Annotated in this window: 13 protein-coding genes; 3 read left to right on the top strand and 10 right to left on the bottom strand. The window is 46.9% G+C overall.

Annotation, left to right across the window (positions count from 1 at the left end):
• Positions 1-114: 114 nt before the first annotated feature.
• Genes KNO92_RS14480 through rnz form a run of 7 tightly spaced genes read right to left on the bottom strand, consistent with a single transcriptional unit; the run spans position 115 to position 4,776 of the window.
• Positions 115-447 carry a hypothetical protein gene (locus tag KNO92_RS14480; RefSeq protein WP_214761885.1) on the bottom strand — a complete coding sequence of 111 codons (333 nt, stop codon included), beginning with the start codon at positions 445-447 and terminating at the stop codon, positions 115-117.
• Positions 448-488: 41 nt separating this feature from the next.
• Positions 489-1,034, bottom strand: coding sequence for a hypothetical protein (locus KNO92_RS14475; protein WP_214761883.1), 546 nt, complete (start codon positions 1,032-1,034; stop codon positions 489-491).
• Positions 1,007-1,963 carry an ATP-binding cassette domain-containing protein gene (locus KNO92_RS14470; protein ID WP_214761881.1) on the bottom strand — a complete coding sequence of 319 codons (957 nt, stop codon included), beginning with the start codon at positions 1,961-1,963 and terminating at the stop codon, positions 1,007-1,009. The genes KNO92_RS14475 and KNO92_RS14470 overlap by 28 nt, the downstream gene beginning before the upstream one ends.
• Complete coding sequence (locus tag KNO92_RS14465; protein ID WP_251127139.1) at positions 1,941-2,627, bottom strand: hypothetical protein; 687 nt, start codon at positions 2,625-2,627, stop codon at positions 1,941-1,943. The genes KNO92_RS14470 and KNO92_RS14465 overlap by 23 nt, the downstream gene beginning before the upstream one ends.
• The gene (locus KNO92_RS14460) at positions 2,578-2,985 is read right to left on the bottom strand and encodes a DUF4430 domain-containing protein (RefSeq protein ID WP_214761879.1); all 408 of its coding nucleotides are present in this window, start codon (positions 2,983-2,985) and stop codon (positions 2,578-2,580) included. Before KNO92_RS14460 ends, KNO92_RS14465 begins: the two co-directional genes overlap by 50 nt.
• On the bottom strand, positions 2,982-3,869 hold the full coding sequence (locus tag KNO92_RS14455) for a hypothetical protein (RefSeq protein WP_214761878.1): 888 nt from the start codon (positions 3,867-3,869) through the stop codon (positions 2,982-2,984). Before KNO92_RS14455 ends, KNO92_RS14460 begins: the two co-directional genes overlap by 4 nt.
• A 1-nt stretch (position 3,870) precedes the next feature.
• Entirely contained in the window at positions 3,871-4,776 is a 906-nt protein-coding gene (gene rnz / locus KNO92_RS14450; protein WP_214761876.1) for a ribonuclease Z, read from the bottom strand.
• Positions 4,777-4,850: 74 nt separating this feature from the next.
• Here rnz and KNO92_RS14445 point away from each other — a divergent pair, with 74 nt between their 5' ends.
• Entirely contained in the window at positions 4,851-5,024 is a 174-nt protein-coding gene (locus KNO92_RS14445; protein ID WP_214692882.1) for a hypothetical protein, read from the top strand.
• 46 nt (positions 5,025-5,070) lie between these two features.
• Here the strand turns inward: KNO92_RS14445 and KNO92_RS14440 are convergent, their stop codons facing one another.
• Both KNO92_RS14440 and KNO92_RS14435 read right to left on the bottom strand, forming a co-directional pair.
• On the bottom strand, positions 5,071-6,198 hold the full coding sequence (locus KNO92_RS14440) for a M20/M25/M40 family metallo-hydrolase (protein WP_214761887.1): 1,128 nt from the start codon (positions 6,196-6,198) through the stop codon (positions 5,071-5,073).
• A gap of 173 nt (positions 6,199-6,371) precedes the next feature.
• Positions 6,372-7,370, bottom strand: a complete 999-nt coding sequence (locus KNO92_RS14435) for an aromatic acid exporter family protein (protein ID WP_214692884.1) — start codon at positions 7,368-7,370, stop codon at positions 6,372-6,374.
• Positions 7,371-7,447: 77 nt separating this feature from the next.
• On the opposite strand from KNO92_RS14435, the gene KNO92_RS14430 reads away from it, so the two are divergent.
• A complete protein-coding gene (locus KNO92_RS14430; RefSeq protein ID WP_251126877.1) occupies positions 7,448-8,518 on the top strand; it encodes an N-acetylglucosaminidase in 1,071 nt (356 codons plus the stop codon).
• Here the strand turns inward: KNO92_RS14430 and KNO92_RS14425 are convergent.
• Positions 8,422-9,192, bottom strand: coding sequence for a hypothetical protein (locus KNO92_RS14425; protein WP_214761874.1), 771 nt, complete (start codon positions 9,190-9,192; stop codon positions 8,422-8,424). The two genes, KNO92_RS14430 and KNO92_RS14425, sit on opposite strands and share 97 nt — an antisense overlap.
• A 174-nt stretch (positions 9,193-9,366) precedes the next feature.
• Here KNO92_RS14425 and fadH point away from each other — a divergent pair, with 174 nt between their 5' ends.
• Positions 9,367-10,137, top strand: coding sequence for a 2,4-dienoyl-CoA reductase (gene fadH, locus KNO92_RS14420; RefSeq protein ID WP_353047410.1), 771 nt, complete (start codon positions 9,367-9,369; stop codon positions 10,135-10,137).
• Positions 10,138-10,337: the final 200 nt, after the last annotated feature.

Genomic DNA, 10,337 nt, shown 5'->3' with positions numbered 1-10,337 from the left:
TTTTGTCGGGCAGAGCGCCTCGAGCTCGTTGGACATAAAAAAAGACGAACCAAATCGCACGTGGCGATTTGGTTCGTCAACAGCCTGAGGAGCGACCGTCGCCGGTCGCTCCTATTAAGATTCTGAATGTAATCGCGAGACACTTACGAGCCGATATAAAAAGACACCTGCTGGAATCATCGTCATGAGTGCTGTCGATATGACGCCCCCCCACGCAAGCACAGCATCTAGTGACCATTCACCAGAGGTCAATTGATCCATCACGCTCAACTGTTCTACTGATAGAACAATCATCAGCGCTGGCCATACACTTGCCGCTAGAATGCTTAGCATGGCGAAACGAGCTCTCGTATACCGCTTCACTAAAAGTACAAGGTTTAACAAGATAAACAACAACCCTACGAGTAGAAACATGCCGACTTCAGTAATGTTAATATATGCACTCATCCGTCGTTCACCTCACTCAATATGATAGGAATATTGTATATTTACCCGAGTTGACGAAGGAATATGCGCTCAAATAACGTACGAATCATGACCAAAAAGACGACATTCGAAATACCGTGGGCCAAATCAAATGGAAAACTGAGTAACAACAACTTCACGACATCCGTACCGACCACTTCAATGAACGCCAAGTTTGTCGTCCATCCATATAAAAAACCTGATAGTAAACCAAAAAGTAAGAAGAGGGTTTTCGATCTCAGTAGGATCGGACGAAATAAATGGACGAGCACAACGACAAGAAGCCATCCTAAAAATTGAAAAAATACAAACGGACCAATCCCAAGCAAAAGTCCTGACAAAATCGGAACAAAAAGCGCGAGGATGGCGGCCCCGTTCAAACTGACCAGTAAGGCCGTCAACATGATCATGGCCGTCGTCGGTTGAACATTCGGTATCGTCATAAAGAGCCAACGCCCAATGACCGCAAGTGCTAACAATTGAACGAGTGGTTGAATCGGGATTCTAGATTTTTCGAACCGGTACAACACGACGATCGCGATCAGGATCGCGAAGACGTATGTGACCATAAGGTGCTCCGATCTTGAAAAAGGTTCCGATCGCCTTGAAAGACGACTTGACCGCTCGCTAGATAAATCACATCCGTCGCAACCTGTATGAGGCCCATGTCATGTGTTGCACAGATGACGCGGGCCGACTTTGCTTTTTGTTGAAGCGCATCAAAGAACGCATCCCGCTCTCCCCTCGTCAAATCCACGGTCGGTTCATCAAGTAAAAGGACACTCGACGGATCGTGTAGGACGGATTGAAGTTGGGCGACCCGTCGCTTCCCTTCTTGTGGGAACGGACCCACTTCTGGATTGGCAGGAAGATAGACTGCTCGTTCTCCCTTTTTCACTCGCCCCTGAAGTGGACGTCTACTTCTAGCTAATAGTTCGAGTAAAGTTGACTTCCCACTCCCGTTCGTCCCGACACAAACTGTGAGTCCAGGCTCATTCATCTGAACCGTCACGTGATCAATCGCATAAGTCGCTTGCAGAGGATGCCGATAAGATACGTCGGTCGCATCGATGGAAGGTGTCGTTCTCGATTCGTTGAACGTGAACGTTGCTTCTCCTGAAGGTTCTTTCGCTCGCTCGGTATAACCGATTTGTACCCCGATTCCAGCAATACGGCGGAGCAACATCTCTAAATGCTCTCTTCGAAATTGGTCTAGATGCCGAAATGGTTCAATCAGGACGATGGAGTCCGGTCGATTTAACAGGGCGTAGGCGACTCGAACAATCTGTTGTTCTCCACTCGAACATGCATCAAACCGCTTCGGATAAAGCGCGTCGATTTGTAATAGTGTAGCGAGTTCCGCCCCTCGAAAAGAGTCGACGCTCGAAAGTAAGTGCCCAACCTTTCCCGAGAACGATTGCGTCATCTCAATCACATACGGGCGGTAACGTTCGACGTAATGCTCGAACGAACCGTCAACGGTAGATAACCATTGCATCACGCATCCCTCCTTTCGTGAGATATGGATAGATTAGCCAAAGTCCGACAAACAGATGGATTGAAGCCAGACCGATCATCCCAATGAGGACGATTTGCAACAAATCCTCTAAACGAAAGCGCCGTATCGGGTCAACCGCAAACTTCGGCTCAGTTTGCTGACTTTCAATCCCGATTTGCACACCCTCTAGCCAAGATGCCCTCGGATGACTCCTGACTGCCTGACGTACCGCCTGCTCCATTGACGGAATGAGGGCCCATGCGCCGTATAAGAGTGAAGACGATCGTGGAAAGTTCGATAAGAGCGGGAGCAATCGTTCGAGACGAATGATGCGTGCAATCCATAACATCCCGAGTAAAAAGGCAGCCAATTTCAAAAGCTGACGCCATATGTATGAATAAGAAATTTCCCAACCAATCAGGATGGGCATGATTGAAATCAACCCAAACGCAATCAGTATGGAGAGCATTGACCAAGGGAAACGACGTTCAATGATGAGCAGCAAGAGGAGTCCAACCACAAAAAAAGTGACGTCTTCGACATTCATTAATATGTAAAGGTGACAGAAGAGATAGGAAAGGAGCGTGACAGGATGTCTCCGCTCCCAATCTGCCTCATTCGAAGAAAGCCACTGCATCTTCTTCGAACCGCCATTGAATAACATCCGTCGATTCCACTTCTTTGGCGCCCGCACCTTCATCCCCGGGTGCACCGTTGAAAGCAAATACCCATCCTGACGATTCTCCTTCAGATTTTTCTTCGATTCCTTCGATTGCCGTCACATAGGACATGTCACCGCTCCCTGTCACCTCAAGGTCGAGTCCTGTTGCTTTTAATGCATCGAGAACAGTCGCGTCCTCTTCTAGGCAGACACTTTTCTCTTGATAGAGCGTTTCCTCAGTCGCTGCGTTATAGACCGAAATAGTCGGACTAACTCCGCACGATTCTTGTTGCGCCTCTTCCCCGCCACATCCGGCAAGTAGTGCGGTCGCTAGTAGAGCAATCGTTACATATGATTTCATTGGTCTGTCAAATCCTCTCGTTGGTGTATCGAATAATTGTAAAGAATCGCATAGCGTTCACCTGTGCTACGTCCCTCTTGCGTCAGTCCGACGAGCTGGATACTGTTAGCAAGGACTGGTTCACGTTGTAGCCAGAACTTAACGAGCTCATTGTCACGGTTGATCATGAGCATCGACTCATTCTCGAACGTATACATATCATACAGCCCATCGTAAGAAAGTTGAAGGATTGGGGCGGCTATGACATCTGTATATTCTTCCCATGAAGGTTCCCTTAAAGTAGACAACATATGGTCAAATTCGACGAGCTTTTCAAAGAATGCCTGACCTGATTCTTTTCGTAATTCATCGACCTGTTCATAAGATAATTGGCCGTCTGCGTACGTCACGCGAATTTGTTGGAACGATTCGGCTCGTTCGACCATCAGCAAATACTCAATCGATTGAACGTCCCCATCCCGATGAATTTGAAGTTTACCTCGGTCTAGCTTGATGGAGTCACTGTTGACTCGTTGTAAGATTTTCTCTGTCATCTCATCGAAAGATTCATTCGTGACAGAAACGGCGCCGATTTGTTGCGATTCCGCACGAAACCCAGATTGGTCAAACAATGGTACGAACAATAAAACGATAAAAAAGAAAAATCCTAAAAGTGCTCCATACCATTTATAGCGGCTGTTCTGTTTTGGGAAGAATAAAAAAGACAATAAAAACCCGATTGGGATATGAAATCCACCGATTGGAAACGAAACGATGCCGAGCAGTGAATAAAATAAAAACTTCGGAAAGAAATTGGCTTCCGGTTCTTTCAATTGGTTCAAGCGGACACCTAACAGGACGCTGATCACTAAAAACGCGGCCCAAACATAGAGTTGAATGGTCACATCAATCCCCCACTGTATATTCTAAAAAGTCGGTCGCAACTAAACTCGATGGAAAATCCGAAACGACCTCTTGTTCAAATTCTTCCTCTCGTCCGACATATCGAGCGGAAATATGCGTGACAATCAATTGGCCTACCGCAGACGCTTTCGCAAGAGTAGTCGCTTCACGCGTCGTCGAGTGACCATATTTTCGGGCGAGCGGTTGTTCACTTTCCATGAATGTCGCCTCATGAACGAGGAGGTCGGCCCCTTCTGCTAACAATCGCGCGTTCTCGCATGGCGTCGTGTCCCCAAGAATCGCAACGACTTTGCCCGGAGTCGGTTCAGTGACGTATTCTTTAGAATCGTACCATTTTCCTTCATATTCGAACCGTTCTTGTTCTTTGATTGTTTTATAGATAGGTCCACTTGGGATTCCAAGCTCTCTTACCCGATGGACGCGTAACGTTCCCGGTTTTTCCGGGCCTGTGACACGAAACCCGTAAGAAGGGAACCGATGCTCTAATTTTCGCACAGTGATCGTATGACCGTCTTGCTCAAATGTGTCTCCGTCCGTGAATTCAATGACGTTCAACTCATAACCGAGATGAGAACCTGTGACGCGAAGTGTCGCTTCGAGCCATTTCTTTAATCCTTTTGGACCATAAACCGTGAGAGGATCCATTCCGTCTAACGCAGAACGGGTCGATAAAAATCCAGGTAATCCGAACACATGGTCACCATGCAAATGTGTCACCCATACCGCTGTCACTTTACGTGGTTTGACTTTCGTGTAGAGCATCTGATGTTGAGTCCCCTCTCCACAGTCGACCAACCAGGTGACTTTCGGTAAAACGAGCGCAAGACCTGACACGTTACGCTGTTTTGATGGCATACCTGATCCAGTTCCTAAAAACTGTAACTTCATAAATAAATTAGTCCTTTCTTCAAGTCCGTTCCATGCTATACTTGTGGTAATCGCTGAAAAGGATGTGATTTGTGATGACCAAAGCAGAACAACCCGAATCCATTTACGAGACGATTCGAGACCGTGCGGCTTTGATGAATCGCTTGCACCAACAGGAACAAGGCACCTCTATCCGCATTCACGACATAGCGATCGAACTTCATTGCACAGACGAGTTGATTTTGGAGTCTCTGGAGTTCGCAGCATAACGAGTACGAACACATACGAAGAGCCGACGAATGGTCGGCTCTTTTTTTATTGCTTAGGTGATGCGACTTCTTCGACAATCGTGACGACATACTCAACGAGTTTATACAGCTCTTCAAGTGGCATCCGCTCATTCGTCGTATGAATTTCTTCATAACCGACCGCTAAGTTGACTGTCGGAATTCCGCCACCGGCGATGACGTTCGCATCCGAACCGCCACCTGAGTGCAAGATTCGTGTCGGACGTCCGATTGCCGTCGCCGCACGTTTTGCGACCTCGACAACTTCATCGCCTTCTTCAAACTTGAATCCCGGGTACATGATGTCGATGTCGACTTCAGCACGACCACCGAATGACTCCGCCACTTCGATATAGGCTTGCTTCATCGTTTCCGCCTGTTTCTCCATCTTCTCATGAATGAGCGAACGAGCCTCAGCGAGTACTTCGACATAGTCACAAACGATGTTTGTAGCACGTCCCCCTTCGAAGCGTCCGATGTTCGCCGTTGTTTCTTCATCGATTCGACCGAGCGGCATCTTCGCGATGGCTTTTGCTGCGATTTGAATCGCTGAAATCCCTTTCTCAGGAGCGACACCCGCATGAGCCGTCTTTCCATAAATCTTCGCGTTCACTTTCGCTTGTGTCGGTGCCGCGACGATGATGTCGCCGACTGGACCGTCCGAGTCAAGCGCAAAACCGAACTTCGAGTCGATTTTTGATAAATCCAAGACTTTCGCCCCGACGAGTCCTGATTCTTCCCCGACCGTAATCACGAATTGAATCTGACCGTGTGGAATCTGTTTTTCGTTCAACACGCGAACAAGCTCGATCATCGCTGTGAGACCTGTCTTATCATCTGCACCGAGGATTGTTGTGCCATCCGTGACGACATAACCATCTTTAATGCTCGTCTTGATTCCCTTCCCAGGTGTCACCGTATCCATGTGAGCTGTGAAGTAAATCGGATCAACATTCTCTTTCGTTGCAGGCAACGTGATGATTAAGTTGTTACCAGAATGTGCTGTCTTCGTTGATGCATCGTCTTCATACACATCACATCCAAGCTCTGTGAATACCGCTTTCAAGTGTTCACAAATGACAGCTTCTTCCTTCGTTTCTGAATCGATGCCGACCAATCCTAAAAATGTGTCGAGCACACGTGTCTCGTTTACCATAAACAACATCCCTCCATCCAAACATTTCTTGACCATTATAACAAACTCCCTTAGATTGCACGAATCTTTTCCATTCTGTACAATGATGGCAAACACGTACATGGAGGCAAGTTATGAAGAAAAAGCAAAAAAGACGACAACGCATCATTCAAATTGGCGTCATCGTCATCGTCTCAATCTTTTTGATCAGCACGTTTCTCTCGAGCATGACCATGTTCTTTTAAGAGCAAAATATAACGCTCTTTCAAGATCAAATAACTTTTCACATCCGATAAAATGTTCAACAAAGATGAGCGTACCTCAAATTCTTCACGTGTTGTGGGGAGAGGTACGTTTTTTCGATAATGTTCAATCATTTCTTCGAGTTCTTGCAGAAAGACGGAAGCGTCCGCCTGCTCGTTCACGTGGTCCCCTACGCGACGCAAAAATGTTGCAACAGGTTTTGCTTCATTGACGACCATGGTGATTTCTCTTGCGTTATCAGCAACCCGCTTCAAAATATCGTATTGTCGCTCCCGCATCCGGAAGTAGAGATAGTCCATGTCTTCATTCCGTTTCCCGATGGAGTTACCCATACGACGAAGGGCCAAATCTTTCCCTTCTTTCAAATAGTCCCGTGTCTTGATCAGCATCATCGAATGGTTGTTATACACACCGGTCTCGACACAGGCTGCCACATCGTAAAAGAGTACGGCAAGCGATCGATCGATACTATCTTTGATTCGCTCGATTTCACGGTCTAGCGTCGGCATATACATGTTGACGACGAGTCCGACCCCGACACCAATCGCGATGAGCAATAACTCGTTGATGAACAATTCGAGTGAAAACTGTGCCTCGGTATAGAGATGCGTCAAGATCACGACACTCGTAATGAGTCCATCTTGCAGTTTCAGTTGTTGTACGAGCGGAATGAAGATGACAAAATAAAATGTGAGCGTCACTGGTGAATAACCTAGTAACGTAAACATCGCGGCGCCCATCCCGATGGCGAGAAGACTCGCCATGACACGTTCATACGAGGCGCGAATGGATTTCTTGCGTGTCTCTTGAATACTCAAAATGGCGATAATAGCAGCAAATACAAAATAATCAAGATGAATCGTCTCGGAAATGAGCATTGCGATACCCGCTGCGACCGCGGTTTTTAACGTCCGCGTTCCAATTTTCATACTGATTTCCCCCTTCTCCATCAAATTGTTGACTAAATCAACTCGTTTGGCAATTCAAAAGTTTGGAAGTGATCTGATTGAAACGAAAGAAAAAACGTACGATTTGGCCGATGATTGCGACGCTTAGTCTCGCCATCGCCGCATTTTTATGGATTCAGTCCGCCCGTGAAGACACGTATACTGTCGAAACCGTCACGAACGGAGACCGTGTCACACGGTCGTTCGAATCTCTTGCTGAGGCAAAACGCTATATGGCAGCGGGAAATAACCGCACCTTATTCTCTCCTTCTGGAGAAGTTCTCGACTTCACAGGCACCGGTGTGGTCGTGACTCCAAGCGATGCCATCACGAACCTTTACGAAGATCAATCGTTTAAAAAACGTCAGTCTTATGTCGCTGGTGGTACAAGACTTCAACTCCTTGAACGAGGCGAAGACCATTTGAAAGTACGCATCTCAGGCGCAGACGTCTATATAAAGCCTGATCAGATGGCATTGTTCCCAGAAGCCGTAGTAGAAAGACGTGGATATTACGAGATTCGAGATGGTGATGTATATCATTCCGTTGAGGCGAATGCGAATCTCGCCGGCACGTTTCTTGTCGGACCGACAGAGAAGCGCTCAGAAGATCGTTTTTATACGGAACGTGTCCGAGACGTCTTCGACTCTCCCTATCAATTTGCTTCAATACGATCATCGTCACCGTATTCCGTCAAAGCGTTCGATCAGTATTTACAATCCATCGACTCGCCACTCGCTGGAGAGGGTGACGCCTTCAAACGTGCGGAAGAGACATATGGCATCAATGCCTTATTCCTACTCGCTGTAGCCGGTCATGAGTCGAGGTTTGGGACGTCCGACATCGCACGGGAAAAACGTAACTTGTTCGGATTCCGGGCAACAGATGACGACCCGAGCGGCAATGCCACAACCTTTGAGACGGTTGAAGCGAGCGTTGACGCGGCTGCCGAACTGTTCGCCACAAAATATGTAAAAGGTCAATACGCACGCGGAGATTACCCTGGTAACAAACAAGAAGGAATTAACATCTTCTACGCCTCAGACCCGTATTGGGGTGAGAAGGTCGCCGGTACGATGTATGCAATCGATCGTGAACTTGGCTTAGAACAATTGAAACAAATGAAATGAACAGTAGCCCGGCTCAAATGAGTCGGGCTGATTAACGTATCATTGATATATAAAGTATCCTTCACTTCATTTTCGTAAAGCTCGATGAGTCGATTGTTGTCAAGCACTTGCTCACTTGACTCTTCGTATCGTTCCGTGATGAGTGGGATTAGTTTTTCCCAAACAACCCATTTCACATATTGATCGCGATAATAATTATGATTCAGCTCATATACACTCATTTCTTTTGCCTCGGCATACCGTCTTTGTGACTCGACTACCTCCGCATCAGGTCCTCGTTCAATCCAACCATCGACTTCTTCATCTGTTACGACGACCCCATACTCGTCTTTCGCATGAGTCAACCAAGCACGTTCAAAATCAGCTTGCTCTGAAGCGCGCGTTATGAGCTTGTTTATATCAATGCTTTCATCAAATATACTCATCTCCACGTACATTCGTTCCGCCAACTTCCGTTCGAAATCATTCTTGATTTGCGGGGCCACATCGCGTTGGAAATCAGTTAAGATACCTTTTAGTTCGCCCACAGTCATCTCAGGAGCTGTCTTTGTTTCGACTTGAGAATTCGTCATCTTTTCAATCGGTTCGGACAAATCATCATCTCCCATATTCGTAAAAACGAGCGCTATCAAAACAAATATACTGAAAAGTGTTATTCCTAACAGTCGCTTCATGGCTTAGCATTCCCCTCTACCGGATTGATATCATCTTACGCACTTCAATCGTACCATATTCTATATACGCTTCTTGTCGAAGAAATGATTCAACACCAAATGACATCTGATTGAAGGAATTTCAAATCAGAAGACGAATACATAGAATGAACGACCATTCATTTTCAAGGGGGAATCAATATGAAAACGATTTGGATTACCGGGGGATCGTCTGGTATGGGGAAAGCCATGGCATTAAAATTTAAACAAGAAGGATGGAATGTCGCCATCAGTGGTCGAAACGAGGAACGACTACTTGAAGCGATGAACGAACTGAACGCTATTGAAGCAGGTCAAGCGATGAGTGTGCAGCATGATGTTCGTGATTATGAAGGATGCGCTCAAGCACTCGCTGACATCGTATCCGCTTACGGACCGGTTCACGCACTCGTCAACAACGCGGCAGGTAATTTCGTCTGTCCGACACTTGATTTGTCTCCGAACGGTTGGGCGAGCGTCATTGACATCGTCTTGAACGGCACATTCAACTGTACCCATGTTCTCGGGAAACATTGGGAAGCAGAAGAATTGCGAGGCGGGTCAATTATTAACATGGTCGCCTCGTATGCATGGCAGGCAGGGCCTGGTGTCGCACCGAGTGCGGCGGCGAAAGCGGGCGTCCTGAATTTGACGAGAACGCTCGCAGTCGAATGGGGCTATCAGTTCGGTGCCCGTGTCAATGCAATCAGCCCAGGACCGATTGAACGGACAGGTGGTGCGGAAAAACTCGTGTCCCATGTGAAAGAAGTGGAGCGGATTCGCCGCAACGTACCGCTCGGACGTTTTGGGACACCGGAAGAAATCGCTGACTTGGCCTATTGGATTTCCTCTGACGAGATGCGCTACTTGAACGGAGATTGTATCTCTCTTGACGGCGGCCACTGGCTAAACAAACATCCATTCTAATCTAATCAAAAGGACGACCGAATTAGATGTGATATGCTCCCCAATAGGTAGACAGATGAAATAACAAATCTGTTTATTCTATTGGGGAGTGTTTTTTTATGGCGAGAAGTTGGCATTCGATCGAACAAAAACTGAGTGCACTACGTATGATGGAAGAAGACACATATACCTGGAAGGAAATCATGGAGACTCATAAGGTT

The sequence above is a fragment of the Exiguobacterium sp. s129 genome, assembly GCF_018617585.1.
In the GTDB taxonomy this organism is placed as follows: domain Bacteria; phylum Bacillota; class Bacilli; order Exiguobacteriales; family Exiguobacteriaceae; genus Exiguobacterium; species Exiguobacterium aestuarii_A.
The sequence above is the reverse complement of the archived record's forward strand: the minus strand, read 5'-3'. Positions and strand labels throughout refer to the sequence as shown.